This is a genomic window from Amycolatopsis deserti (assembly GCF_014653945.1).
Taxonomy (GTDB): domain Bacteria; phylum Actinomycetota; class Actinomycetes; order Mycobacteriales; family Pseudonocardiaceae; genus Amycolatopsis_E; species Amycolatopsis_E deserti.
Genome location: NZ_BNAU01000002.1, coordinates 61,213 through 85,736, shown reverse-complemented (window position 1 = coordinate 85,736; position 24,524 = coordinate 61,213). Strand labels below are relative to the sequence as shown.

Below are 24,524 nucleotides of genomic sequence, written 5' to 3'. Positions count from 1 at the left end.
CCGGTAGCGAAGGAAGGCACCCCATGAAGCGATCACCCCTCCGGACGCTCGGCCTCACCGCGCTGGCCGTCGGCTCCGTGCTCGCCGGCACGATGCCCGTCGCCGCGGCCGCGCCCGCCTCGCCGCTGCTCGGGGCGATGCAGCGCGACCTCGGGCTCACCGCCGAGCAGGCCGGCACCCGGCTGACCCAGGAGGCCACCGCCGCGAGCATCGCCCCCGCCGCGCGGGCCGCGGCCGGCCCGGCGTTCGGCGGCGCCTGGTACGACGCCGCTTCCGGCAGGCTGGTCGTCGGCATCACCGACGCCGCCCGCGCGGACGCCGTCGAGGCCACCGGCGCCGACACCGCCCTGGTCGCCCACACCGAGTCGGCGCTGGACGCCACCAAGGCGAGCCTCGACAGGCTCACCGCGCCGCGCGAGGTGACCGGCTGGTACGTCGACGAGCGGGCCAACCGCGTGGTGGTGACCGTGGTGCGCGGCGCCCAGAGCCCCGAGGTGTCGGGCTTCCTCGACCGCGCCCGCGCCGCCGGCCCGGTGCAGGTCGAGGAGACCACCAGCGTGCCGCGGCTGTTCGCCGGGGACATCGTCGGCGGCGACGCCTACTACATCAACGGTTCCGCCCGCTGCTCCATCGGGTTCTCGGTGCGGGGCGGGTTCGTCTCGGCCGGGCACTGCGGCGGCGCGGGCGACTCGGTGAGCGCGCCGGACGGCTCGGCGATGGGCGCGTTCCAGGGCTCGTCGTTCCCCGGCAACGACTACAGCTACGTCCGCACCACCTCGTCCTGGACGCCTTCGCCCATTGTGGACGGTTACGGCAACGGGGACGTCACGGTCACCGGGCACACCGCGGCCCCGGTCGGCTCGTCGGTGTGCCGCTCCGGGTCGACGACCGGCTGGCACTGCGGCACCATCCAGGCCACCAACCAGACCGTCAACTACGCCGAGGGTTCGGTGTCCGGCCTGACCAAGACCAGCGCGTGCGCCGAGCCGGGCGACTCGGGCGGCTCGTGGGTCAGCGGCAGCCAGGCGCAGGGCGTGACCTCCGGCGGGTCCGGCGACTGCCGCAGCGGCGGGACCACCTATTTCCAGCCGGTGAACGAGATCCTGTCCGCCTACGGGCTCACGCTGGTCACCGGCTGACCGGCACGACGACCGGCCCCCGTCGCCTCCGGGCGGGGGCCTCGTGGTGTCCGGGGTCAGGTGGTCGCGGGCGCCCAGGCGCGTTCGAGGGCGGCCGTGCGGGCGCGGCGCTTGAGGCCGGCGAGGCTGTGCTTGGCCGGGACCAGCAGGGCGGTCAGCCAGGTGCGCCGGTACTCCTCCAGCGCCAGTGCCACGGGGCGATGCATGACGCAGTGCACCAGACCCGGCGTGCCGAGCCGGTGCCTTCCGGTGTGCTTGCTCCGCGGCATCGTTCCTCCGTGTGGGCGACCTTCCCGCCGCGCACCGTACGCAACGAGAGGCCCGAAGCGTAGTAGCGACGCGGCGTGTCACCCATCTCGTTCCGATTACAGACCGATCAGGGAGTAAAGACCACCCGATCGTGGCGTCTGGTCTAATGCCAACCATGCTGCGGGTGGGGTTGTCCGGAGGAATCGGGGCGGGGAAGTCGACCGTCGCGGCGCGGCTCGTGGAGCACGGCGCGGTGCACATCGACGCCGACGCGATCGCGCGCGAGGTGGTCGAACCGGGCACCGAGGGGCTGGCGAAGGTGGTCGAGGCCTTCGGCGCCGACGTCCTGGGCGAGGACGGCGGGCTGAACCGGCCGGCGCTGGCGGCGAAGGCGTTCGCGGACGAGGACTCCCGCCGACGGCTGAACGGGATCCTGCACCCGTTGATCGGCGCGCGCACCGCCGAGCGGATGGCGCGGGTGCCCGCGGACGGGATCGTGCTGCACGACGTGCCGCTGCTGGTCGAGGGCGGGTACGCGCCGAGCTACCACCTGGTGGTGATCGTGGACGCGCCGGTGGAGACGCGCGTGCGGCGGCTGACGGAGCTGCGCGGGATGTCCGAGGAGGACGCGCGCGCCCGGATCAAGGCGCAGGCCAGTGACGAGCAGCGCCGCGCGGTGGCGGATGTCTGGCTGGACAACTCCGGTCCGGCCGAGGCCGTGTTGTCCGAGGTGGACCGGTTGTGGCGGGAGCGGCTGGTGCCGTTCGAGGAGAACGTGCGGCTGCGCCGGTCGCGTCCGCCGATGCCGCCGGAGCTGGTGCCCTACGACGAGACGTGGCCGGCCCAGGCGGCGCGGGCGCTGGCCCGGCTGCGGTTGCTGACCGCGGGGCGGGCGTTGCGGGTGGACCACATCGGCTCGACGTCGGTGCCCGGGCTGCCCGCGAAGGACGTGCTGGACCTGCAGGTGACCGTCTCGACGCTCGAGCAGGCCGACGAGTTCGCCGACGCGCTGTCCGACGCCGGGTTCGTCCGCGCGGAGGGCGAGTGGTGGGACGACGGTGGGAGCGGTGACCGGTGGGCCAAGCGCTTCCACTACGGAGCCGACCCGGGCCGGGCGGTGAACGTGCACGTGCGCAGCACGGCCACCCCGGCCTGGCGGCTGGCGCTGTTGTTCGCCGCGTGGCTGCGGGCGAACCCCGACGAGCGCGACGCGTACGCCACGGTGAAGGCCAAGCTGGCTGACCACCACGCGACGGACCCTTCGGTGGAGGCCTACACGGGGGAGAAGCAGCACTGGGTGAACGCGGCCTTCCAGCGAGCCGAGCAGTGGGCGGAGCGCACGGGTTGGTCCACCTGAGGGAGCGCCCTGGGTTGGGGCCTCGTTGGGGCTGCGTTGCCCACTCGGGCTCGGGCGTGTGCTTGATCGCCGCCCCACCCTGACGGGTTCACTCGGCGCCGGCGCCCGCCCAGGCTGGTTCACCTCGCGGCGTGTCAGGGGCGTGACAGCCCGGTGTCAGTCCCGGCGGCGAAGGTCATCACAACGAACCGCACGAGGAGCCCCCGATGACCACCTTCGCCACCCCCGCCCCCATCACCGCCGGCCTGATCACCGCCGGCGCCCGCATCCGGATCACCACCAGCGAACAGCCGCACACTGTGGTCCGCGTCGAGCCACTCGACCCCACGAACAAGGCCCACGTCAAGGTCGCCGAGCGCACCGAAGTCGCCTTTGCCGACGGCGAACTGTCCGTCAAGACCCGCAAGCCCGGCGACAAGGACGGCTCGGTCGCCATCACCGTCGAGCTGCCCGCCGGCTCCCGCCTCGTCCTGCACACCACCTGGACCGACGTGCACACCGAGGGCCGGTTCGGCGACTGCGAACTGAACCTGGGCTCGGGGCACGTCCAGCTCGACCACGTCGCCGCCCTGCGCGGCAACCTCGCCGCCGGCTCGGTCGCCGTCGGGCACATCGCCGGACCGGCCGACATCGACGGCGGCTCGGCCGCCCTGCGCATCGGCGAAGCCGGCGGCGCCGTCCGCTACCAGGGCTCGACCGGCACGGTGTGGATCGGCCACGCCCGCTCCGACGTCGACCTCGGCAGCGCCCGCGGCAGTTTCGACATCGACCGCGCCGACGGCAGCGTCGTCGCGAAGGCGGGCGACTGCCCGATCCGGATCGGCCGCCTGACCCGCGGCGTCGCCGAGCTGGCGAACGCCTCCGGCGGAATCGAGGTCGGCATCGGCGAGCGCACCGCAGCCTTGATCGACGCCGAGAGCACGAAGGGCGCGGTGCGCAGCTCCCTGCCGCGGCAGGACGACTTCGACGACCAGGTCAGCGTCCACGCGCGCACCCGGCTCGACGACATCGTCATCCACCGGGCGGCCGCCTGACGACCTGGGGCCGCGGTGGCGCGCCCGCCACCGCGGCTCAGTCGAGGTCGATGAGCCCCCGCCGCAACGCGAGCGCCACCGCGGCGGCCCGGTCCTTCACCCCGAGCTTCGCGTACGCGTGCAGCAGGTGCGTCTTCACCGTCGCCTCGCTGATGAACAGCTTGGCGGCGGCGTCCTTGTTCGTGCCGCCGCGGGCGACGAGCGCCAGCACCTCGATCTCGCGCTGGCTCAGCTCCTCCCGCGCCGGCGCGCGCATCTGCCCCATCAGCCGGGTCGCCACGGCGGGGGAGAGCACCGCCTCGCCGCGCGCCGCCGCCCGCACCGCCCGGAACAGCTCCTCCCGCGGCGCGTCCTTGAGCAGGTAGCCGGTCGCGCCGGCCTCGATCGCCGGCAGCACGTCCGAATCGGTGTCGTAGGTGGTGAGCACGAGCACCCGCGCCGGGTTGCCCAGCCGCGCCAGCTCGCCGATCGCGTGCACCCCGTCGGTGCCCGGCATCCGCAGGTCCATCAGCACGACGTCCGGCCGCACGCGTTCGGCGAGCGCCACCACCTCCGCGCCGTCCCCGGCCTCGCCGAGCACCTCGAACCCGTGCTCGGCGGTGAAGATCCCGCGCAGCCCGTCCCGCACCACCGGGTGGTCGTCGGCCAGCACCAGGGTGATCATGCGGCCCCGATCGCGGGCAGGCTGGCCGAGATGGCCGTCCCGCCGCCGGGTTCGGACTCCACCGCGAGCGTCCCGGCCAGGCGCTGCACCCGCCGCAGCATCCCGGGCAGCCCGAACCCGTCCCCCCGCCGCGCCGGGTCGAACCCGGACCCGTCGTCCCGCACGTCGAGCGTCACCTGATCCTCCATGTAGGACAACGTGAGGCCGACCCGCCGCGCTCGGGCGTGCTTGGCCACATTGGACAGTGCCTCCTGGGCGACGCGCAGCAGCGTCGCCTCGATCTCCGGGTGCATCGGGCGCGCCGTGCCGGTCGCGGTGAACTCGACCGCCACCTCGGACCGCTGCGCCCACCGCTCCGCCACCGCCTTCAGGGCCTCGGGCAGCCGGGCCTCGTCGAGCGGGCCCGGCCGCAGCGCGTTCACCGACCGGCGCGCCTCGGCGAGGTTCTCCCGCGCCAGCGCGGTGGCCGTGGCCATGCGCCGCCGCCACTGGGCGGGGTCCTGCTCGGCGGCCTCGAGCTGGGTGATGATGCCGGTGAAGCCCTGCGCGAGCGTGTCGTGGATCTCCAGGCTGAGCCGCTGCCGCTCCTCCAGCGCCCCGGCCTCGCGGGCCTGGGCCAGCAGCTGCCGGTGCAGACCCGCGTTCTCCGCCAGCGCCGCCTCCAGCTTGTCCAGCGCCGCGCGCCGCGCCTCGTTCTGCTCGCTGAGCTTCCGCCCGACCAGGGTGCCGCCGCAGATCGCCCCGGTCTGCACGGCGACGATGGTCAGCCACAGCACCGGCTCGTCGGCCAGCGCCCGCAGCGGCCCGCCGGAGCCGATCGTGTTGATCATCAGCGAGGTCGCGGCCAGCGCCAGCACGCCCAGCGGCGCCGGCTTCAGCTTCAGCGCGCTGAAGAAACAGCTGATCATGAACAGCAGGAACAGGGTCTCGCGGAACATCAGCAGCGAGGCCAGCGTCAGCGTCCCGGCGAACGAGACGGCCAGCACGGCCCCGTGCGCCCGCCACCGCCGGGGCACCGCGAAACCGGTCACCAGCAGCCAGGCCAGGGCCGCGCCGGCCAGCGGCAGGACGTCGGCCCGGTGGCTGATCAGGGTCGCCAGCGCCAGCAGCACGTAGGCCAGGCGGTGCTCCACCCAGCGGTCCCACGCCTGCGGCAACGGCCCGCCCGGCCCGATGGCGAAGTCGAGCGAGGAGGACCAGAAGCGGCGGTTCACGCCAGGCATTATCCGGCGCTCCGCCCGGTCCGGGGCAACAATGGTGGCTGGTCGGCATACCCCCAAGCAGAATGCCGACCAGCCACCAGGATCAGCCCGCCGCCGTGGACACGAACGCGAGCGAGCTTCGCCTCTGTGACGCGGCCCGCGCCGGATCGGTTGCCCATGGCGGTCGACTTCTTCAGCTCCACCGGAACACCCGCGCCGCCACCACCGCGCAGACCAGCGCGAACACCGCCAGCGCGGCCAGCTGCAGGGGTTGCGGCGAACCCCCGGTCCAGGTCTCGCGCAGGGCGTTCAGCGTCGCGCCCAGCGGGAGCACGTCGGCCAGGCCCTGCAGCACCGGCGGCAGGTCCTCCTTCGGCACCCACACCCCGCCGAGTGCGAGCATCGGGAAGAACACCGCCGAGCCGACGCCGCCGGCGGTGCGCGCGGTCGGGGCGAGGGCGGCGATCAGCAGGCCGACGCCGAACAACGCGAGCGTGCCCAGCACCAGCACGAGCACGAACCCGCCAGCGTTGGCGGGCAGCGCGACCCCGAGCGCGAGGTGGCCGCCGGCCACGATCACGAGCACGACCACCAGCGCGGCCGCCAGGTTGACCAGCAGCTGCGCGACGAGCAGCCGGGACGGTGGCACCGGACTGGCCGACAGCCGCCGCAGCACCCCCTTCTCCCGGTGAGCGGCCATGACGGCCGGGAACAGGGTCAGCGCCAGCATCCCGAGCAGGATCGCGACCGACATCGGCGCGATGAACGCCGACAGCGGGACCTGCCCGCCGAACTCGTCGCTGGGCTGGTTCATGCCCGGCATCAGCCCGAACACCAGCAGCAGCGCGACCGGGATGCCGAGCACCGTCACCGGTGCGGCCGGATCGCGCAGGAACAGTTTCGCCTCGACGGCGGTGAGCCTGGACAGCATCGTCATTCTCCGGTTTCCATCGCGCGGCCGGTCAGCGCGACGAACGCGTCGTCCAGCCCGGCCTGTTCCACCCGCAACTCCAGCGCGACCACCCGCGCCCGCGCCAGCACCGAGGTCACGGCCTGCAGCACGGTGCCGTCCCCGGTGATCACGATCCGGCCCCCGTGCCGCTCCACGCGCCGCACCTCGGGCAGCGCGGTGAACAGCTCGTCGTCCACCGGGGACGACGGGCGGAACCGGACGCGCTGCTCGTCGGTCACCCGCGCGACGAGCCCGGCCGGGGTGTCGACCGCGACCACCCGGCCGCGGTCGATCACCGCGAGCCGGTCGCACAGCCGTTCCGCCTCCGCCATGAAGTGGGTGACCAGCAGGATCGTCACCCCGCGCGCCCGGATCCCCTCGATGACCTCCCAGGTGTCGCGCCGCGCCTGCGGGTCCAGCCCGGTGGTCAGCTCGTCGAGCACCGCCACCTCGGGCTTGCCGATCAGCGCGAGCGCGATCGACACGCGCTGCTTCTGCCCGCCGGAGAGCTTCCGGTACGCCGAGTCGCGCACCCCGGTCAGGCCCAGCTCCGCCATCAGGGCCTCCGGATCGGCGGGGTCCGGGTAGAACGACGCGTACAGCTCGAGGGCCTCACCGACCCGCAGCCGGTCCGGCAGCTCGGTCTCCTGCAGCTGCACGCCCAGGCGCCGGCGCAGTTCCGCGGTGTCCCGCCGCGGGTCCAGCCCCAGCACGCGGACCGTGCCGCCGTCCGGTCGCCGCAGCCCTTCCAGGCACTCCACCGTCGTGGTCTTCCCGGCGCCGTTCGGCCCGAGAATCCCGAAGATCTCGCCCTTCTCGACGGTGAAGGACACGTCCTCCACCGCCACCTTGGCGCCGTAGCGCTTGTGGAGGTGTTCCACCTCGATGATCCCCATGGCACCAGCATTCGCCGGAACCGGGCGGACCGGATCGACCCGGCGGCGGGACCTGGGATCAGCCGCCCGGTGCCCGGGCATCCACCGATCGGTGGAGGGTCAGTGGCGGCGCCAGGTCAGGTGGATGTCGTGGGTGGCCAGCCAGCGCCCGACGCGGTAGCCGTGCGCGGCGAGACCGTTCACCGTGTCGAAGGCGATCTCCAGGGCGCGTTCGGCCTCGCCCGCGGTGAGCAGCCCGGCGCCGGCGGCGGCGAGCAGCTCGTCGGTGTCGACCACGTCGACCCGCTCGCCCTCGCGCACCACCAGGTCCAGGTACCAGTCGGTGGTGCGCCAGGTGGCGCCGTCCCGCTCGACGGACACCACGTCGAGGTAGAAGTCCTGGTCGCGTTCGTGGCCGGGGCGGAACCAGTAGTCGGTCAGCCGCAGGCCGAGCCCGGGCAGCAGCCAGGACTCGAGGTAGTGGAACTGCGTGCGGCCCGGGGTGGGCCGGGCGAGGTAGAGGCCGAACGGCTCGACGCGGTACTCCTCGACCGCGCGGGCGATGCCCTTGGGATCGGTGTTGGTCCGGTTCGCGACGTCGAAGGTCTCGATCTTCGGGGGATGGATCGTCCCGGCGTGCGCGGTCATGGCTCCATTCTGCTGGTTTACACGAGGTTGGGAACTGTCACGACGGTAGGGTGATCACGTGGCGGACGAGGCAGACACGATGCGGGCCGTGGCGCGGGTGGCCGCCGCGCTCGCCGAACGGGCGAGCGAGCTCACCGTGAAGCTGGTGGAGTTGTACGCCCGCGAGCTGCCGCACCTGGTCAACGACGACGAGAGCGTCGTCAGCCTGATGTCGGCGAGCGTCCAGCAGAACTTGGACACCGCGCTGCGGATCTTCCAGCACGGCATCGACCCGCGCCGGGTGGAGGCCCCGGCCGCCGCGATGGAGTACGCGCGACGGCTCGCCCAGCGCGGCACCCCGGTCGTCGACCTGATCCGCGCCTACTACCTGGGCCAGACCGCGCTGCTCGATTATTCCCTGCGCGAGGCGGTCAAGTTCGTGTCCGATCCGGACCTGCTCGGCCGCCTGATGGGGCACGCGCTGACCGGCGCGTTCGCCTTCATCGACCGGGTCACGCAGCAGGCCGTGTCGGCCTACCAGGAGGAACGCGACCGCTGGCTGGTCAACCGCAGTGCGGTGCGCGCCGCCCGGGTGCGGGCCCTGCTGGAGGGCGGGGCCACCGACACCAGCGAGACCAGCCTGGGCTACCGGCTGCGCGGCACCCACCTGGCGATGATCGTGTGGCAGGCCCCGGTCCCGGCCGCCGGGCACGTGCTGAGCGGGCTGGAAGCGGTCGCGACCGAGCTCGCCGGCGGGCTGCCCAGCACGGGCGCGCCGCTGTTCGTGCCCAACGACGAGGTCTGCGCCTGGGTGTGGTTCCCGCTGGAGCGCCCGGCGATGCCGGACGAGGAGCGGGTCCGGAAGGTGCTGGACAAGGCCGAACCGGGCATCCGGTTCGTGCTGGGCGATCCGGGGGAGGGGCTGGACGGGTTCCGGCGCAGCCACCGGCAGGCGCAGCGGGTGTACAACCTGGCCTTCGCCGCGGGCGAGCACTGCGACCGGGTCCTGACCTTCCGCGAGGTCGGGGCGATGGCGCTGATGGCGGGCGACATGGCGGCCGCGCGCGGGTGGGTCGCGGACACGCTGCGCGACCTCGCCACCGACGACGAGCAGCACGCCCGGCTGCGCGAGACGCTGCGGGTGTTCCTGGCCGCGGGCGGCAGCTACACCGCGGCGGCCACGCAGCTGACGATGCACAAGAACTCGGTGCAGTACCGGGTGCGCAAGGCGGAGGAGATGCTGGGCCGGCCGGTGTCGGAGAACCGCCTGGACGTCGAACTCGCGCTGCGGCTGTGCCACCGCCTCGGGGCGGCCGTGCTGACCGCGCCGTAGCGGCACGCGGTCCGGTTTGTCTCTTTCGGGTGTTTCCTTGGCGCCCGCTTCAGTCCGCGGTCCTGCGCTTTCGTCCTTCAGGACCAGTCCTGGCCCCCAGGATTGGGCCGACGGCACGAAGATTCCACGATTATTCCGGTTTACGCTTCGCCCATGGGGAACGTCGTCCACGCCGAGCCGACCGGAGTGATGGCCCTCGTGCGCCTGCGCCGGGGCGTCGCGGGCGAACGCGACCGGGTGTGTCATCTCGTCCCCATTCCCGAGACCGGCCCCATCCCGGAGGTGCTCGTCGCCCGGTGCGGCGCGCCGATCGCGTGCGGGAGCGCCGAGCTGCTGGAGCGGATCTGCGGCATGCCGTGCGAGGCGTGCTTGGCCCGCGCCGCCCGCGACCGGCGTCTGGCCTGCTAGAACCCCCGCCGCGCGGAAACTGTCGGTGGGTCGGCCTACTCTGGTTTCCGTGGCTTTCGCAACCGAACACCCCGTGCTCGCCCAGTCCGAGTTCCGGCCCGTCTCCGAGATCCCGCGCGCGGGCGGCCGGTTCCAGGTCGTCAGCGAGTACCAGCCCGCCGGTGACCAGCCGGCGGCCATCGACGAGCTCGCCAAGCGGCTCGAGCGGGGCGAGAAGGACGTCGTGCTGCTGGGCGCCACCGGCACCGGCAAGTCGGCGACCACCGCCTGGCTGATCGAGCGGGTGCAGCGGCCGACGCTGGTCATGGCGCCCAACAAGACGCTGGCCGCGCAGCTGGCCAACGAGCTGCGCGAACTGTTCCCGCACAACGCGGTCGAGTACTTCGTCAGCTACTACGATTATTACCAGCCGGAAGCCTACGTCCCGCAGACCGACACCTACATCGAGAAGGACTCGTCGATCAACGACGACGTGGAGCGGCTGCGGCACTCGGCGACGATGAACCTGCTGTCCCGGCGAGACGTGATCGTGGTCGCGTCGGTGTCCTGCATCTACGGCCTGGGCACGCCGCAGTCCTACCTCGACCGGTCGTCCAAGCTCGAGGTCGGCATGGAGGTCGAGCGCGACACGTTCCTGCGCGCGCTGGTCGACGTCCAGTACACCCGCAACGACCTGGCGTTCTCGCGCGGCACGTTCCGGGTGCGCGGCGACACGGTCGAGATCATCCCGGCGTACGAGGAGCTGGCCGTGCGGGTCGAGTTCTTCGGCGACGAGGTGGACAAGCTGTACTACCTGCACCCGCTCACCGGCGAGATCGTGCGCGAGGTCGACGAGGTGCGCATCTTCCCGGCCACCCACTACGTGGCCGGGCCGGAGCGCATGGAGAAGGCGATCCGCGGCATCGAGGCGGAGCTGGCCGAGCAGCTGGAGCGGCTGGAGAAGCAGGGCAAGCTGCTGGAGGCGCAGCGGCTGCGCATGCGCACCAGCTACGACATCGAGATGATGCGCCAGGTCGGGTTCTGCTCCGGCATCGAGAACTACTCGCGGCACATCGACGACCGCCCGGCCGGTTCGGCGCCGGCGACGCTGATCGATTATTTCCCGGAGGACTTCCTCCTGGTCATCGACGAGTCGCACGTGACGGTGCCGCAGATCGGCGGCATGTACGAGGGTGACGCGTCGCGGAAGCGGACCCTGGTCGAGCACGGCTTCCGGCTGCCCAGCGCGCTGGACAACCGGCCGCTGACGTGGGAGGAGTTCACCGACCGCATCGGCCAGACGGTGTACCTGTCGGCGACGCCGGGCCCGTACGAGCTGGGCCAGACCGGCGGGGAGTTCGTCGAGCAGGTGATCCGCCCGACCGGCTTGATCGACCCGCAGGTGGTGGTCAAGCCGACCGAGGGCCAGATCGACGACCTGGTGCACGAGATCCGGGTGCGCGCCGAGCGGGACGAGCGGGTCCTGGTGACCACGCTGACCAAGAAGATGGCCGAGGACCTCACCGACTACCTGCTGGAGCTGGGCATCCGGGTGCGGTACCTGCACTCCGAAGTGGACACCCTGCGCCGGGTGGAGCTGCTGCGGCAGCTGCGGTCGGGTGATTTCGACGTGCTGGTCGGCATCAACCTGCTGCGCGAGGGCCTGGACCTGCCCGAGGTGTCGCTGGTGGCGATCCTGGACGCGGACAAGGAGGGTTTCCTGCGCAGCGGCACGTCGCTGATCCAGACGATCGGCCGCGCGGCGCGCAACGTCTCCGGTGAGGTCCACATGTACGCGGACAAGATCACCGATTCCATGCGCTACGCGATCGACGAGACGAACCGCCGCCGCGAGAAGCAGAAGGCCTACAACGAGGAGCGGGGCATCGACCCGCAGCCGCTGCGCAAGAAGATCGCGGACATCCTGGACCGGGTCTACACCGAGGCGGAGGATTCGGAGCAGGCGGTGCAGGTGGGCGGCTCGGGCCGCAACGCATCGCGCGGCAAGAAGCCCGAGCAGGGCGGACGCAGCTCCGGGGTGCTGGTGGACCGCGACGTGGCGGGCATGCCACGCGCCGAGCTGGCCGACCTGATCCAGCAGATGACGGACCAGATGATGCAAGCCGCGCGCGACCTGCAGTTCGAGCTGGCGGCCCGCCTCCGCGACGAAATCGCGGAGCTGAAGAAGGAACTGCGAGGCATGGACGCGGCGGGCGTTAAGTAAGACGCTCGCCCGGTGGCCAGGCTGTTGGACGGCCAGGCTGTTGGGCGGCCGGGCTGTTGGACGGCCGGGCGGCTGGGCCGTAGGCAGCCGGGCTTCCTGCGGCTTCCCGCGCTCGCTCCTGAGCTAGCTCCGCTCAGGAGCGGCGCAAGCCGGGCTCCCCGCAGCTGCCTCCTCCCGGACAGGGAGGCCGCCCGGACTTCGCGCGCCGCGCGCCCGCGCGCTCCCGCGCGCCCGCGCGCTCCCGCGCGCCCGCGCGCTCGCGCCTCGCGCGCTCTCGCGCTCCCCGCGCGCACTCGGCGCGCCTCGCGCTCCCCACCCCCACCCACTCCCGTCACTCGGCGTCGTGGGCGGGCTCCAGCATTCCGAAGATGTTCCCCTCCGTATCGACGCAGTACGCCAGCCATCCGATGCCCGGGATCGCGCTGCGGGGGACCGTCACGGCGCCGCCGGCCTGTTCCACCCGCCGCGTCGCCGCGTCCAGGTCGTCTACCTCCACCGTCAGCGGGAAGGCGTTCACCGGCGCGTCCGCGGCCGGCGCGGGGCCCTGCCGCGGCACCAGCGCGCCGTCGATGCCCGGTCCGTCGCCGGTGCTGATCAGCCAGTACGGGTTGCTGCCCCACCGCTCGAACGACCATTCGAACACCGTCGCGTAGAACGTCACGGCTCGTTCCGGGTCGGTCGCGTGGATCTCGAAGTGCACCGGACGCGGCATGGGCGGCCTCCGAGAGAGCTGGGGAAGCGGGAATCCTACCCGCCCAGCGTGGTGCGCACGTACTCCTGGATCGCCGCCAGCGACGACGGCGCCGACCACACCCGCTCGACGTGCACGTCGTCCCCGGCGCGCTGCTCGCCGATCCGCTCGTCGAACGGCCGGTGGATCTGCGCCTTCGTGTGCCGGAACGCCTCCGCCGGCACCGCCGCCAGCCGCGTCGCCACCTCGATCGCCCTGGGCAGGACCTCTTCCGGCGCGGCCAGCTCGTCCACCAGGCCCCGGGCAAGCGCTTCGGCCCCGGCGTAGGTCTCCCCGAGGAACGTCAAACCCGGCAACCGCTCCGTCCCGTACGCGCAGCGCAGGATCTCCAGCGCCACCAACGGGAACGGCACTCCGACGAGCAATTCGGTGACCCCGACCCGGCCTCGCTCCGCGTTCAGGATCCGCCGGTCGCACGCCGCCGCCAGCACCGCCCCGCCGGCGATCGCGTGCCCGGTCACCGCCGCGACCACCGGGCCGGGGAACCCGAACACGGCCAGGAACGCGTCCGACAGCGCGGGCAGGAACTCCCGGACGTACCCCGCCCCGCCGGCGGAGACCCGCTTGAGGTCCACCCCGGCGGAGAACATCCCGTCCCGCCCGGTCAGCACCACGGCCTTCGCCCCGCCGAGCTCGGCCTCCTCCAGCCGCGCCACCAGTTCCCGGCACAGCTCGGTGTCCAGCGCGTTCGCCTTGCCGTGCGCCAGTTTCAGCACGGCCACGTCGCCGGCCTTGTCCACCTCGATCGTCGTCATCGCCCCACCGTAGTGGGAAATCAGCTCGTGATGTCCTTCGTGCCGAACCGGCGCGCGGCCAGCAGCGCGAACGCGGTCGCGTAGATCACCGCGGACAGCACCCCGGCGGCCATGTTCGTCCAGTCGATGTCGGTGGCGATGAGGTCCATCCACCCGTAGGAGTAGTGCGTCGGCAGGTAGTTGCGCAGCGTGCCCAGCGCGGTGATCTGGTCGAGGATCTGTGACAGGATCGCCGCCAGCACCGCCCCGCCGACCGCGCCCAGCGGCGCGTCGGTGAGCACGGACAGCAGCAGCGCCAGCCCCGCCACCCACGCCAGCTGGATCACCACGTAGACCGCGGACAGCCCGATCGCGATCAGGCTCTGCCCGAACGGGATCGCGTCCCCGGTCGGGCTCACCGCGTCCCCGGCGCCGTAGAAGATCAGCCCCGCCACCAGCGACACCAGCGGCAGCAGCACCAGCGCCACCACCGACAGCAGCCCGGACGCGATCGCCTTCTGCCGCAGCAGCCGGTGCCGCGGCACCGGGATCGCCAGCAGGTACTTCAGGCTCGACCAGGACGCTTCGCTGGCGATCGTGTCGCCGAAGAACAACGCCACGATCGTGGGCAGCAGGAACGTCCCGGACACGAACAGCGCCAGCACCACGAAGTTCGGCGCGCTCGCGGTCGCCAGGTCGACGAACCCGCCGGAGCGCCGGTTCGGGCTGGACTCGCCGATCTCGAACGCCAGCACCAGGATGAACGGCAGCAGCACGACGAACCCGAGCACCAGCTGGGTGCGCCGCCGGCGCAGCTGGCGCCGCAGTTCGACGCCCAGCCGCAGCGTGCGGCGCGCCCGGTAGCCCTCGACCGCGCCGTCCGCGCCCACCCCGGAATGGGTGTGCGAAGCGGCGTCGGTCAGCTCGTCCAGGGCCGCGGGATCGGTGTGGACCCCGTTCTCGCTCATGACGTTTCCTCTCCCACGAGCTGGAGGAACGCGTCCTCCAGCCGTCGCCGCGGCCCGGCCTGCTCGACCGCGACCCCGGCCCGGACCAGCGCCGCGACCGCTTCGGCGCGCGGCATGCCGTCCAGGTCGGCGTGCACGAGACTGCCCTCGACGTCCACACCGGACACGCCGGGCACCCCGCGCAGGGCGTCGGCCGCCGCCTCGGGCCGGTCGACCCGGAAGGTGGCCTCGCCGCCGGCGGCCACGATGTCGCCGACCTCGCCCGCGGCCACCAGCCGGCCGCGGTGCATCACTACCACGTGCGTGCAGGTCTGCTCCACCTCGGCCAGCAGGTGGCTGGAGACCACCACGGTGCGGCCGGTCGCGGCGTAGCGCTGCAGCACCTCGCGCATCTGGTGGATCTGCGGCGGGTCGAGCCCGTTGGTCGGCTCGTCGAGCACGAGCAGCTCCGGCAGCCCGAGCATGGCCTGCGCGATCGCCAGCCGCTGCCGCATGCCCTGGCTGTAGGTGCGGACCTTGCGGTGCACGGCGTTGCCGAGCCCGGCGATCTCCAGCGCCTGCTCCAGGTGCGCCTGCTCGATGGGACGGCCGGTGGCGTCCCAGTACAGGCGCAGGTTCGCGGTGCCGGACAGGTGCGGCAGGAACCCGGAGCCCTCGACGAACGACCCGATCCGCGACAGCACCGGCGCGCCCGGCGTGACCCGGTGGCCGAACACCCTGATCTCCCCGGCGGTGGGGGTGATCAGGCCCATCAGCATGCGCAGGGTCGTGGTCTTGCCCGCGCCGTTCGGCCCGAGCAGGCCGAGCACCTGGCCCGGTTCGACGCGGAAGGACAGGTCGTTGACCGCGGTGAGCCCGCCCGGGTAGGCCTTGGTCAGCCCGTCGATCACCAACGGCACCCCGGCCAGCTCCGGATCGGCCTGGTGGGACCGCCGCCGGCGCACCGCGGCCAGCGCCGCGACCGCCGCGGCGATCGCGAGCGTGACGGCGATGCCGATGAGCGTGCCGACCGGCCACCCGCCGCCGACCGCCTTGCCCGGCACGACCGGCACCGACACCGCCGGGTCGGCCAGCGCCACCCGGTACGCGGCCGGCGTCACCGGGGTCGCGTACGCCTGGTCGGTGGTCGTGACCACCAGCTGCAGCGCGTGCCCGGCCTCGACCGGCCGCACGACCCCGGGCAGTGTCACGGTCACCTCGGCGGTGCCGGAGGCGGGGATCGCGACCCGGATCGGCGCGATCGCGTTCGCCGGCAGCGTGCGGGTGCCGTCCGGGTTGAGGTCGTAGAGCTTGACGAACAGCACCGCCTCACCGGTGCCGGACACCCGCAGCCGGACCGTGGACGAGCCGGTGATCAGCAGCTGGGAGTCGACGGGCGCGCTGGTGAAGCGCGCGGACTGGCCGGGCGGGTCGATGCTGAACAGCCCGGACAACCGGGACGAGCCGCTGACCAGGCCGTTCAGCCCGGGGATGCCGCTGACCGCGGCCGGTGTGCCGCCGGGCGGGTTGACGATGGTCTGCTCGTCGCCGGTGAGCGGCAGCGTGCGGCGCGGCGCCTGCGCCGGGTACTCGCCGGCGTCGACCGTGCGCACCGACGGCGAGCCGGACGCGCGCAGCGAGCCCTGCACGTCGTAGGAGAAGCCGCTGAACGGGTTGCCGCCCTCGCCGGTGAGCTGGAACCACAGCCAGTCGCCGATCTTGGCGCGCAGCTGCGGGCCGGGGCGGCCGCCGTCGTGCCCGCCGGTGAACCAGACCTGCTGCACCTGCCCGCCCGCCGCGGTGATCTGCCGGGCGGTGGCGTCGGACTGGTCGAGCCCGAACAGCGTGTCGGCCTCACCCTGCACCAGCAGCGTCGGGGCGGTGATCTGCCCGGTGACGGCCGCGGGGGACAGCCGCTGCAGCAAAGCCGCGACCGGCGGGCTCACCGTGCCGGTGGTGGCCAGGTCGGCGTAGGCCCGGCAGATCTCGGCGGTGAAGCGGCCGCAGGTCGTCGCGCCGAGCTGCTGCGGCGCCTGCTGGGGGAGCTGCGCGGCGGCGGCCGAACCGCCCCCGCCGGTGCTCCCGGCGGTCTGGGTGTCGTCGGTCTCCTGGCCGGGCTCGGGCGCCTCAGTGCCCAGACCACCCGCGCCGGACGAGGAAGTGCCCGCCGAGAACAGCAACCCGGCCCACGACTTCTTGAACACCCCGCCGGGGGAGAACGCGCCCGCCGCGGGCGTGCCGGCCGGAGGTGCGGCCGCCGCCGCGTTGGGCGTCAGCCCCTGGGCCAGGTCGTTGTAGGTGATCATCGGCGTGATCGCGTCGACCCGCTTGTCCCGCCCGGCCAGCTGCAGCGCGAGCGCCCCGCCGTAGGAGGCGCCCAGGACGCCCACCCGCGGGTCGCCGGGGCCGTCCAGGCGCACCTCCGGGCGGGTGGCGAGCCAGTCGACCAGCCGCGCGGCGTCGGCGACCTCGAAGTCCGGGTCGTTCAGCCCGATCTCACCGGTGCTGCGGCCGAAGCCGCGCGCCGAGTAGGTGAGCACCACGAACCCGCGCCGCGCCAGCTCCTGCGCGTCCCCGGCGATGCTGTTCTTGTCGCCGCCGAACCCGTGTGGCAGCAGGATCGCCGGGGCGGGCGAGCGCTGCGGCAGGTACAGCGTGGTGTCCAGGCTCACCGTCGCCGTCGAGCCGGGCGCGGCGGGCACGTCGAGCACGGCCTCCCGCGTCGGCACCGCGGCGGGCTCGCCCGACGAGCGGGTCCAGACGAGCACGGCGGCGGCCACGACCAGGACGACGACCGCGAGGGTGATCGTCCGGGACCGGCGGGTGTGCGGGAGCGGGATTCGGGGCACACCGAAACCGTATGGGAGCTTTCCTGAGAACGTGCCGGCGCGGGTCCTGATCTTGGGAACCCGGGGTGATAAGGGTTACCTAAGGTGGTGTTCGCCCGGTTGATCAGGAAAGATGGATACGACGTGGAGGGGAGTATTCCTTCGCGGCGGTGTCGTCAGCACGGCGGTCCTTCGGGGCACCCGGCACCGTCGGCCGGATCCACCGGCGGAAGAGACCTCCGGCTAGCTGCTGCTGCGCGCTAACCGGAGGTAATGCGTAGATGAATGTCCCCGTGTGGCTGTGGGCCGCCACGGTCGCAGGCCTGCTCCTGCTGATCGCGATCGACCTGGTGATCGTCGACCGGAAGCCACATGAAGTCACCACCAAGGAAGCGGCCAAGTGGGTCGTCTTCTACGTCAGTTGCGCCGTGTTGTTCGGCATCGGCGTCTGGGTACTCGCCGGCCACGACTACGGCGTCCAGTTCTTCACCGGGTACATCACCGAGTACTCGCTCTCGGTGGACAACCTGTTCATCTTCATGGTCATCATGGCCTCGTTCAAGGTGCCGGCGATCCACCAGCACCGCGTGCTGCTGATCGGCATCCTGCTCGCGCTCGCCATGCGCAGCGTGTTCATCGCCGTCGGCGCCGCGCTCATCGCCCAGTTCGTGTGGGTGTTCTTCCTGTTCGGCGCGGTCCTGGTGTGGACGGCCATCAGCATGGTGCGCGGCAACGACCACGACGACGAGTACCACGAGAACGCCGTGGTGCGGTGGATCCGCAAGGTCTACCCGGTCACCGAGGACTTCCACGGCCACAAGATGACCCTCAAGCGCGACGGCAAGCGCTGGCTCACCCCGATGTTCGTGGTGATCGTGGCCATCGGCAGCGCCGACCTGCTGTTCGCGGTCGACTCGATCCCGGCGATCTTCGGCATCACCCAGGAGGCCTTCCTGGTGTTCACCGCCAACGCGTTCGCGCTGATGGGCCTGCGGCAGCTGTACTTCCTGCTCGGCGGGCTGGTGAACAAGCTGGTCTACCTGTCCTATGGGCTGGCGGTGATCCTCGGCTTCATCGGCGCCAAGCTGGTCCTGCACGCGCTGCACGAGTACCACGCGGTGCCGGACTGGCTGGACATCAACAACTGGGTTTCGCTGGGTGTGATCGTGGTCGTCCTGACCATCACCACCCTGCTCAGCCTGGCCAAGGCCAAGCGCGACGAGAAGAAGTCCGAGCCGCAGGCTCTTAGCGAGGCTAACGAAATCCGGTAGGTTCGGGGGCATGCGTCCCTCGGATCTCGAACTCCTCGCCGTGCCCGGCACTCCGGCGCTGCACGGCACCCTGCTGCTGACCGCGGTCACCACCCCCGACCTCGGCGGCAACACCTATCGCGGTTCGCTGTGGCGGGCCGCCCCGGACGGCGGGGCGGCCCGCCAGTGGACCCACGGCGAGCGGGACACCGATCCCGCGATCTCCCCGGACGGCCGCTGGGTGGCCTTCCTGCGAGCGAGCGGCGACAAGCCGCAGCTGCACGTGATGCCCGCCGACGGTGGCGACGCCCGCCGCCTCACCGACCTGCCGCTCGGCGCCGGCGCCCCGGTGTGGGCGCCGGACTCCCGCCGCATCGCCTTCACCGCGCGCCTGCCCGAACCGGGCCGCTACGGCACGCCGGTCGAGGACGGCGAGGTCCTCGACCCGGACGCGGAGGCGCCGCGCCGGATCACCCGGTACGACTACCGGCTCGACAACGTCGGCTTCCTGCGGGACCGCCCGCGGCGGCTGTTCGTCGTCGACGCCACCGATCCGGGGGAGCCGGAGCCGCTGACCGACGACCAGGCCGACGTGTCCGACCCGGCGTGGCTGCCGGACGGCTCGGCCCTGCTGGTCGTCGCGCCCCGCGAATGGGGCGGCACCGACACCGAGGAGAGCGACCTCTACCTGGTGCCGGCCGAGGGCGGCGAGCCGGTGCTCGCGGTGCGGACCGCGGGCAGCGCCGCCAAGCCGGCCGTGTTCGCCGACGGCACCGTCTGCTTCTACGGCCCGGAGTTCACCTGGCCGCACATCGTGGCGCGCAACGTCGGCCTGTGGTCGGCGGAGCTGCCCGCCGACGGCGAGCCGGCCAAGCCGCGGCGCCTCACCGACCCGGAGTCGGTGTACTGCATGACCGACGTGCCGCCCGCGCCGTTCCGCGACGAGATCCTGGTGACCGTGCTCAACCGGGGCGCCGTCGAGCTGCGGGCGGTTCCCCGGGACGCCGACCGGGCGCCGCTGGACAGCCTGGACCGGCTGCTCGGCGACCGCAGCGCGGTGCGGTCGTTCGCGGTGCACGAGGAGCGGATCGCGGCGGTCGTGGCGCGGCCGGACAGCTCCGGTGAGGTCGTGCTGCTGGACGGGCGGTCCGAGCTGGTGCTCACGGACTTCGCGAAGCCGGTGCGGGAGTCGGGGCTGCGCCCGGTCGAGGAGCTGACCACCACCGCGCCGGACGGGTACCCGGTGCACGGCTGGCTGGTGCTGCCCGAGGGCGAGGGGCCGCACCCGGTGCTGCTCGTGGTGCACGGCGGCCCGTTCGCGGCCTACGACTGGGGCCTGTTCGACGAGGCGCAGGTGTACGCCTCGGCCGGGTACGCGGTGGTGATGGGCAACCCGCGCGGGTCGGCCGGCTACGGCGAGAGCCACGGGCAGGCGATCGTGCACGGCATGGGCACGGTGGACGTCGATGACGTGCTGGCGCTGCTGGACGCGGCCCTCGAGCGCGACGACCTGGACTCCTCGCGGGTCGGCGTGATGGGCGGCTCGTACGGCGGTTTCATGACGACGTGGCTGGCGGCCCACCACGGCTCGCGGTTCCGCGCCGCGTGGAGCGAGCGGGCCGTCAACGCGTGGGACTCGTTCACCGGCAGCTCCGACATCGGCTGGTTCTTCACCGAGGCGTACGTGGGCGCGGACCCGGCGGTGCAGCGCGAGCGGAGCCCGCTCACCTACGCGTCGCAGATCCGCATCCCGTTCGCGGTGGTGCACTCCGAGCACGACTGGCGGTGCCCGGTCGAACAGGCGCAGCGGCTCTTCGTGGAGCTCAAGCGGAACGGCACGGAGGTGGAGATGCTGCTCTTCCCGGGCGAGGGCCACGAACTGAGCCGCTCCGGCAAGCCGCGCCACCGGAGGCAACGCTTCGAGGCGATCCTGGAGTGGTGGTCGCGCCACCTGGGCTGAGGTGCCGGGCGGGCCCGCTCCACCGGGCGGGCCCGCTGGGCGCGCTTCAGTTCAGCAGCACGTAGTTCAGCTCCTCGCAGACCCGGCCCAGCGGCACGTCCAGCCCGGGGTGGTCCAGCGGCAGCAGCACGTCCGGCGCCAGCGGCAGCGCCTCGCCCGCCGGGGGGTCCCACAGGCACAGCGCGGGGTGCCCGCCGTCCATCGACGAGCGGTACCACAGCCCGTCCAGCTCGGGGAACGCCGCGCGGATCGCCCGCGCCCAGGCCTGCGTGATCTTCTTCGGCCCGCTCGAGATCTCCTGCGACGCGCCGACCCGCGTCGGCCACAGGCCGGTCAGGTCGAGCAGCCTCAGCGACCGCGTCGGGCGCACCACGACCAACCGCGGCACCCGCGTCTTGCGGTCGACCAGCGACGTCGTCTGGAACACCTCGGCTACGCTCGTCCGCACGGTCAGCCCGAAGTACAGCACTCCGTGCCCCGGATCGGTGACCGCGCTCCCGTCCCGCCCGGGCGGCTGCGGGTCGAACCGGCCGTGCGGCAGCGGTCCGGTGTAACGGAACGTGTTCCACCGCTGCGGGTGGTTGCCGCCGGCGCTGAAGATCCGGACCAGGCGCCGCGTCGGCGGCACGCTCACGATGTCGGCGTCCGGGCGCAGGGCAGCGAGGAGTTCGGCCCGCGACGGCGGGAGGGGCAGACGTGCCATGAGTGGTGGGGCGGCCTCAGAACGGGGTGCCGAGCGTGGCGGCGAGCGCGGCGACCGGCGCCGGGTCGCCCCCGGCCAGCAGCCACTGCCGCGGGGTGACGGGGCGTCCGCCGATCTCCAAATCGGCCTGCGCGGTGTTCATGAACGCGGCCACGACCAGCGCGGGCTGGTCGTCCGGCACCGCGGCCAGCACGACCTCCAGCCCGGGCAGCGCCCCCCGCTCGCCGAACTGCCACGACGGCAACCGCCAGCCGCCCTGGTCCTTCCAGCCGGTCAGGCGCCGGTCGGCCAGCTTGTGCCGGATCCGGCTCGGGTCCACGCCCAGCAGGCGCGCGGCTTCGGCGACCGTGAGGGCGGACTCGGCCAGAACCGCGTGCGCGGCGACCGACGGCGCGCGGCTGTCCGGCTCGTCGTCGCGCCGGGGTGACAGATCGAGCCCGGCCTCGGTGAGCGCGGCCCGCTGCCCTTCGGAGAAGAAGGACGACGGATCCGGGTTCGGCGGGGCGAGGCGGCGCGCGGCGTCCTCGACCAGCGAGAGGAAATCCGCGGCGTCGATCCGGAGGCCTGCCTTGGCGAGGACGTTCTCCAGCGCGACCGTCATGGGCCTCAGCATAGCTGTCGGCGTGCGGGTTCGTGCGCTCTGGGGGAAACTGTCCGCAGAGGACACGACATCGTCCACTCTTGACATGTGTGCCCGGTCACTCTAGGTTCGGCCGAGTAATCGATTTCTCGCAGCGTGGCGAGGGGGGCCAGATGGACGCGGACCCGCGGTCAGCCCTGGTCGAGCTGGCCGGGGTGAGCAAGTCCTACGGCGGGGTCCGCGCGGTGCGTGACGTCGATTTCACCGTCCGTGCCGGAGAAGTGCACGCGCTGCTCGGGGAGAACGGCGCGGGCAAGTCCACCCTGATGAAGGTCCTCTCCGGCGAGGTGGGTGGCTACCGCGGCGAGATCCGCATCGACGGCGCGCCGGTGAAGTTCGTCAAACCGGCCGACGCGCAGCGCGCCGGGGTCGCGATGATCCACCAGGAACTCGACCTGGTCCCGGCCCTGTCGCTCGCCGAGAACGTGTTCCTGGGGCGGGAGCCGCGCACCCGCCTGGGCACGATCGACCGTCGCCGGATGGTGCGCGAGACCGCGCGGCTGCTGGACCGGATCGGCATCGCCCTCGACCCGCGCCGCCCGGTGGAGCAGCTTCGCACCGGGGAGCAGCAGCTCGTCACCATCGCCAAGGCGCTGTCGCTGGACGCGCGGATCATCGTGATGGACGAGCCGACCTCCGCGTTGTCCGCGCCGGAGATCGACCGGCTGTTCGCCGTCATCGCCGAACTGCGCCGCGCCGGCGCCGGGATCGTCTACATCTCGCACCGGATGGACGAGATCGGCCGCGTCGCCGACCGGGCGACCGTGCTGCGCAACGGCGAGGTCGTCGCGGAGTTCGACGCGCGGGCGATGACCGCGCAGCAGGCGTCCGAGGCGATGGTCGGCAGGCCGGTCGAGTCGATGTTCCGCACCGGCGACGGCACGGCGGCGGGGGAGGAGCTGCTGCGCGTCGAGGACCTGGTCGTGCCGTCCCGGCGGCCCGGGCGGCGCGATCCGGCCGGGATCGGCCTGACGGTCGGCCGCGGCGAGATCGTCGGCGTGGCCGGGCTGCTCGGCGCCGGCCGCACGGAGCTGCTCGAGACGATCTACGGCGTCGGGGGACGCTGGTCCGGGCGGATCCTGTTGCGCGGCCGGGAGATCCGCCCGCGGGGCCCGCGCGCGGCCCTGCGGCTGGGCATCGCGTTCGTGCCGGAGGACCGGCGCATCGCCGGGCTGGCGCTGGATCACTCGGTGCTCGCCAACACGGTGCTGTCCATTGTGGACCGCATCGCGCGGGCGGGTGTGGTGCCCCGGCGGCGGGAACGCGGCGCGGCGAAGGAGATCGTCGACCGCCTCGGCGTCAAGCTCTCCTCCCTGCGCGATCCGGTGGGGTCGCTGTCCGGCGGCAACCAGCAGAAGGTCGTGCTGGGGCGCGGCCTGCTCACCGATCCGGCGCTGCTGCTGCTGGACGAGCCGACGCGCGGGGTGGACGTCGGGGCGAAGGCCGAGATCTACCGGCTGCTCGGGGAAGCGGCGAGCAGGGGCGTGGGGGTCCTGCTCGCGTCCTCGGAACCGGCCGAGCTGATCGGCGTCTGCCACCGCGTGGTCGTGCTGCGGGACGGGCGGAGCGTGCGGGAACTGGACACGGCGAGCACTACCGAAGCGGAGCTGCTGGCGTTCTCGATGGGCGAGGGGGCCGTCGAGGACCTGGTGGCGGAAGGGACGTCATGACCAAGGTGGAGGCGCTGCCGGACCTGGCCCGCCCGAGCGGCGGCCTGCTGGCGACGCTGTTCCGGTTCCAGAGCCTGTTCGGCCTGGTGCTGGTGTTCATCGCGGCGGTGGTGTACTCGCCGAGCAAGAACGGCGAGCTGGTGTTCCTGGACTCGGGCAACCTGTTCAACGTCGTGCGCTCGATGTCGGAGATCGGGATCCTCGCCTCGGCGGCATCGACCTGTCCGTCGGGTCGGTGCTGGGCCTGGCGAGCGTGGGCGTGGCGGTCCTGCTCACCGAGAACGACCTCGGGCTGGTGCCCGCGGTCGCGCTGGTGCTCGCGATCGGGCTCGGGTTCGGGCTGCTGCAGGGGTTCGCGATCACCTCGTTCGGCATCCAGGCGTTCATCGTGACCCTGGCCGGCATGCAGATCGCGCGCGGGCTGGCGCGGATCTGGTCCGGCGGGCAGGGCGTGTCCATCACCTACGGCGGCGGGCCGGGGCAGGCGCCCGAGACGTTCTCGCTGCTGGGGGAGCGCACGTTCAACGGCCTGGTGCCGATCCCCGCGCTGATCTTCCTGGTTGTCGCCGCGCTGGCCGTGGTGCTGCTGCGGGTCAGCGCGTTCTCCCGGCACGTCTACGCCATCGGCGGCAACGAGAAGGCCGCGCGCCTGTCCGGCGTGCCGGTCAAACGGGTCAAGATCATCGTGTTCGGCCTGTGCGGGCTGCTGGCCGCGCTGGCCGGGATCGTGCACGCCGGGCAGCTCAACTTCGGCGGCCCCAACGACGGCGCGATGTACGAACTGGACGCCATCGCCGCCGTGGTCATCGGCGGCACCAGCCTGATGGGCGGGCGCGGCTCGGTGGTCGGCACGGTGGCCGGCGCGCTGCTGGTGGGCGTGCTGCGCAACATCCTGGGCCTGAACAACGTGGACTCCAACGTCCAGCTGCTCGTGATCGGCCTGGTCATCGTGCTCGCCGCGGGGCTGCAGCGGCTGCGCCCGGCATCGGTTTCCTGAC

Annotated in this window: 22 protein-coding genes; 10 read left to right on the top strand and 12 right to left on the bottom strand. The window is 72.8% G+C overall.

All coding sequences use genetic code 11. The features are described from left to right. Positions 1-23 precede the first annotated feature (23 nt). Positions 24-1,139, top strand: coding sequence for a S1 family peptidase (locus tag IE290_RS08875; RefSeq protein WP_191244074.1), 1,116 nt, complete (start codon positions 24-26; stop codon positions 1,137-1,139). Between the two features lie 56 nt (positions 1,140-1,195). Here the strand turns inward: IE290_RS08875 and IE290_RS08870 are convergent, their stop codons facing one another. Further along, positions 1,196-1,408, bottom strand: coding sequence for a hypothetical protein (locus tag IE290_RS08870; protein WP_191244073.1), 213 nt, complete (start codon positions 1,406-1,408; stop codon positions 1,196-1,198). A 155-nt stretch (positions 1,409-1,563) separates the two neighbouring features. On the opposite strand from IE290_RS08870, the gene coaE reads away from it, so the two are divergent. Both coaE and IE290_RS08860 read left to right on the top strand, forming a co-directional pair. After that, positions 1,564-2,745: a dephospho-CoA kinase gene (gene coaE, locus IE290_RS08865; RefSeq protein ID WP_191244072.1), complete on the top strand. Its 1,182-nt coding sequence runs from the start codon at positions 1,564-1,566 to the stop codon at positions 2,743-2,745. Between the two features lie 206 nt (positions 2,746-2,951). After that, positions 2,952-3,779 carry a DUF4097 family beta strand repeat-containing protein gene (locus IE290_RS08860; protein WP_191244071.1) on the top strand — a complete coding sequence of 276 codons (828 nt, stop codon included), beginning with the start codon at positions 2,952-2,954 and terminating at the stop codon, positions 3,777-3,779. A 37-nt stretch (positions 3,780-3,816) separates the two neighbouring features. Here the strand turns inward: IE290_RS08860 and IE290_RS08855 are convergent, their stop codons facing one another. The 5 genes from IE290_RS08855 to IE290_RS08835 form a co-directional block, all read right to left on the bottom strand. Continuing rightward, the gene (locus tag IE290_RS08855; RefSeq protein WP_191244070.1) at positions 3,817-4,443 is read right to left on the bottom strand and encodes a response regulator; all 627 of its coding nucleotides are present in this window, start codon (positions 4,441-4,443) and stop codon (positions 3,817-3,819) included. After that, a complete protein-coding gene (locus tag IE290_RS08850; RefSeq protein WP_191244069.1) occupies positions 4,440-5,666 on the bottom strand; it encodes a sensor histidine kinase in 1,227 nt (408 codons plus the stop codon). Before IE290_RS08850 ends, IE290_RS08855 begins: the two co-directional genes overlap by 4 nt. A 172-nt stretch (positions 5,667-5,838) precedes the next feature. Beyond that, a complete protein-coding gene (locus tag IE290_RS08845; protein WP_308431336.1) occupies positions 5,839-6,582 on the bottom strand; it encodes an ABC transporter permease in 744 nt (247 codons plus the stop codon). Further along, the gene (locus IE290_RS08840; protein ID WP_191244068.1) at positions 6,579-7,493 is read right to left on the bottom strand and encodes an ABC transporter ATP-binding protein; all 915 of its coding nucleotides are present in this window, start codon (positions 7,491-7,493) and stop codon (positions 6,579-6,581) included. The genes IE290_RS08845 and IE290_RS08840 overlap by 4 nt, the downstream gene beginning before the upstream one ends. A gap of 99 nt (positions 7,494-7,592) precedes the next feature. Next, the gene (locus tag IE290_RS08835) at positions 7,593-8,120 is read right to left on the bottom strand and encodes a ribonuclease FAU-1 family protein (protein ID WP_191244067.1); all 528 of its coding nucleotides are present in this window, start codon (positions 8,118-8,120) and stop codon (positions 7,593-7,595) included. 58 nt (positions 8,121-8,178) lie between these two features. Between IE290_RS08835 and IE290_RS08830 the strand changes: the two genes are divergently transcribed. The 3 genes from IE290_RS08830 to uvrB all read left to right on the top strand — a co-directional run bounded on the left by IE290_RS08830 (position 8,179) and on the right by uvrB (position 12,043). Further along, on the top strand, positions 8,179-9,432 hold the full coding sequence (locus IE290_RS08830; RefSeq protein WP_229874346.1) for a PucR family transcriptional regulator: 1,254 nt from the start codon (positions 8,179-8,181) through the stop codon (positions 9,430-9,432). Positions 9,433-9,585: 153 nt separating this feature from the next. Next, entirely contained in the window at positions 9,586-9,840 is a 255-nt protein-coding gene (locus IE290_RS08825; protein WP_094006010.1) for a hypothetical protein, read from the top strand. A 49-nt stretch (positions 9,841-9,889) separates the two neighbouring features. Beyond that, a complete protein-coding gene (gene uvrB / locus IE290_RS08820) occupies positions 9,890-12,043 on the top strand; it encodes an excinuclease ABC subunit UvrB (protein ID WP_308431335.1) in 2,154 nt (717 codons plus the stop codon). A gap of 331 nt (positions 12,044-12,374) precedes the next feature. Here uvrB and IE290_RS08815 read toward each other — a convergent pair whose 3' ends face one another. From IE290_RS08815 to IE290_RS08800, 4 genes are read right to left on the bottom strand one after another with little or no spacing between them, the layout of a single operon-like run. Beyond that, positions 12,375-12,755: a VOC family protein gene (locus tag IE290_RS08815; RefSeq protein ID WP_191244066.1), complete on the bottom strand. Its 381-nt coding sequence runs from the start codon at positions 12,753-12,755 to the stop codon at positions 12,375-12,377. Positions 12,756-12,790: 35 nt separating this feature from the next. Next, positions 12,791-13,549: an enoyl-CoA hydratase/isomerase family protein gene (locus tag IE290_RS08810; protein WP_191244065.1), complete on the bottom strand. Its 759-nt coding sequence runs from the start codon at positions 13,547-13,549 to the stop codon at positions 12,791-12,793. Positions 13,550-13,569: 20 nt separating this feature from the next. Then, entirely contained in the window at positions 13,570-14,496 is a 927-nt protein-coding gene (locus tag IE290_RS08805) for an ABC transporter permease (RefSeq protein WP_191244064.1), read from the bottom strand. Then, positions 14,493-17,324 carry an alpha/beta fold hydrolase gene (locus IE290_RS08800; protein WP_191244063.1) on the bottom strand — a complete coding sequence of 944 codons (2,832 nt, stop codon included), beginning with the start codon at positions 17,322-17,324 and terminating at the stop codon, positions 14,493-14,495. The genes IE290_RS08805 and IE290_RS08800 overlap by 4 nt, the downstream gene beginning before the upstream one ends. Positions 17,325-17,584: 260 nt before the next feature. Between IE290_RS08800 and IE290_RS08795 the strand changes: the two genes are divergently transcribed. Both IE290_RS08795 and IE290_RS08790 read left to right on the top strand, forming a co-directional pair. After that, a complete protein-coding gene (locus IE290_RS08795) occupies positions 17,585-18,574 on the top strand; it encodes a TerC family protein (RefSeq protein WP_191244062.1) in 990 nt (329 codons plus the stop codon). Positions 18,575-18,584: 10 nt separating this feature from the next. Further along, the gene (locus IE290_RS08790) at positions 18,585-20,513 is read left to right on the top strand and encodes a S9 family peptidase (protein ID WP_191244061.1); all 1,929 of its coding nucleotides are present in this window, start codon (positions 18,585-18,587) and stop codon (positions 20,511-20,513) included. Between the two features lie 46 nt (positions 20,514-20,559). On the opposite strand, the gene IE290_RS08785 is transcribed toward IE290_RS08790, so the two are convergent. Together IE290_RS08785 and IE290_RS08780 are read right to left on the bottom strand one after the other, a co-directional pair. Then, on the bottom strand, positions 20,560-21,216 hold the full coding sequence (locus tag IE290_RS08785; RefSeq protein ID WP_191244060.1) for an RES family NAD+ phosphorylase: 657 nt from the start codon (positions 21,214-21,216) through the stop codon (positions 20,560-20,562). Between the two features lie 16 nt (positions 21,217-21,232). Further along, on the bottom strand, positions 21,233-21,817 hold the full coding sequence (locus IE290_RS08780; RefSeq protein ID WP_191244059.1) for a helix-turn-helix domain-containing protein: 585 nt from the start codon (positions 21,815-21,817) through the stop codon (positions 21,233-21,235). A 152-nt stretch (positions 21,818-21,969) separates the two neighbouring features. Here IE290_RS08780 and IE290_RS08775 point away from each other — a divergent pair, with 152 nt between their 5' ends. Beyond that, positions 21,970-23,526, top strand: a complete 1,557-nt coding sequence (locus tag IE290_RS08775; protein ID WP_191244058.1) for a sugar ABC transporter ATP-binding protein — start codon at positions 21,970-21,972, stop codon at positions 23,524-23,526. Positions 23,527-23,761: 235 nt separating this feature from the next. Continuing rightward, positions 23,762-24,523, top strand: coding sequence for an ABC transporter permease (locus IE290_RS08770; protein ID WP_444541886.1), 762 nt, complete (start codon positions 23,762-23,764; stop codon positions 24,521-24,523). The last annotated feature ends 1 nt before the right edge of the window (position 24,524 follow it).

Bases quoted from the DNA above. Each gene is read 5' to 3' on its own strand.
- IE290_RS08875 (WP_191244074.1), top strand. From the start codon at position 24: ATGAAGCGATCACCCCTCCGGACGCTCGGCCTCACCGCGCTGGCCGTC.
- IE290_RS08870 (WP_191244073.1), bottom strand. From the start codon at position 1,408: ATGCCGCGGAGCAAGCACACCGGAAGGCACCGGCTCGGCACGCCGGGT.
- coaE (WP_191244072.1), top strand. From the start codon at position 1,564: ATGCTGCGGGTGGGGTTGTCCGGAGGAATCGGGGCGGGGAAGTCGACC.
- IE290_RS08860 (WP_191244071.1), top strand. From the start codon at position 2,952: ATGACCACCTTCGCCACCCCCGCCCCCATCACCGCCGGCCTGATCACC.
- IE290_RS08855 (WP_191244070.1), bottom strand. From the start codon at position 4,443: ATGATCACCCTGGTGCTGGCCGACGACCACCCGGTGGTGCGGGACGGG.
- IE290_RS08850 (WP_191244069.1), bottom strand. From the start codon at position 5,666: ATGCCTGGCGTGAACCGCCGCTTCTGGTCCTCCTCGCTCGACTTCGCC.
- IE290_RS08845 (WP_308431336.1), bottom strand. From the start codon at position 6,582: ATGACGATGCTGTCCAGGCTCACCGCCGTCGAGGCGAAACTGTTCCTG.
- IE290_RS08840 (WP_191244068.1), bottom strand. From the start codon at position 7,493: ATGGGGATCATCGAGGTGGAACACCTCCACAAGCGCTACGGCGCCAAG.
- IE290_RS08835 (WP_191244067.1), bottom strand. From the start codon at position 8,120: ATGACCGCGCACGCCGGGACGATCCATCCCCCGAAGATCGAGACCTTC.
- IE290_RS08825 (WP_094006010.1), top strand. From the start codon at position 9,586: ATGGGGAACGTCGTCCACGCCGAGCCGACCGGAGTGATGGCCCTCGTG.
- IE290_RS08815 (WP_191244066.1), bottom strand. From the start codon at position 12,755: ATGCCGCGTCCGGTGCACTTCGAGATCCACGCGACCGACCCGGAACGA.
- IE290_RS08810 (WP_191244065.1), bottom strand. From the start codon at position 13,549: ATGACGACGATCGAGGTGGACAAGGCCGGCGACGTGGCCGTGCTGAAA.
- IE290_RS08805 (WP_191244064.1), bottom strand. From the start codon at position 14,496: ATGAGCGAGAACGGGGTCCACACCGATCCCGCGGCCCTGGACGAGCTG.
- IE290_RS08795 (WP_191244062.1), top strand. From the start codon at position 17,585: ATGAATGTCCCCGTGTGGCTGTGGGCCGCCACGGTCGCAGGCCTGCTC.
- IE290_RS08790 (WP_191244061.1), top strand. From the start codon at position 18,585: ATGCGTCCCTCGGATCTCGAACTCCTCGCCGTGCCCGGCACTCCGGCG.
- IE290_RS08785 (WP_191244060.1), bottom strand. From the start codon at position 21,216: ATGGCACGTCTGCCCCTCCCGCCGTCGCGGGCCGAACTCCTCGCTGCC.
- IE290_RS08780 (WP_191244059.1), bottom strand. From the start codon at position 21,817: ATGACGGTCGCGCTGGAGAACGTCCTCGCCAAGGCAGGCCTCCGGATC.
- IE290_RS08775 (WP_191244058.1), top strand. From the start codon at position 21,970: ATGGACGCGGACCCGCGGTCAGCCCTGGTCGAGCTGGCCGGGGTGAGC.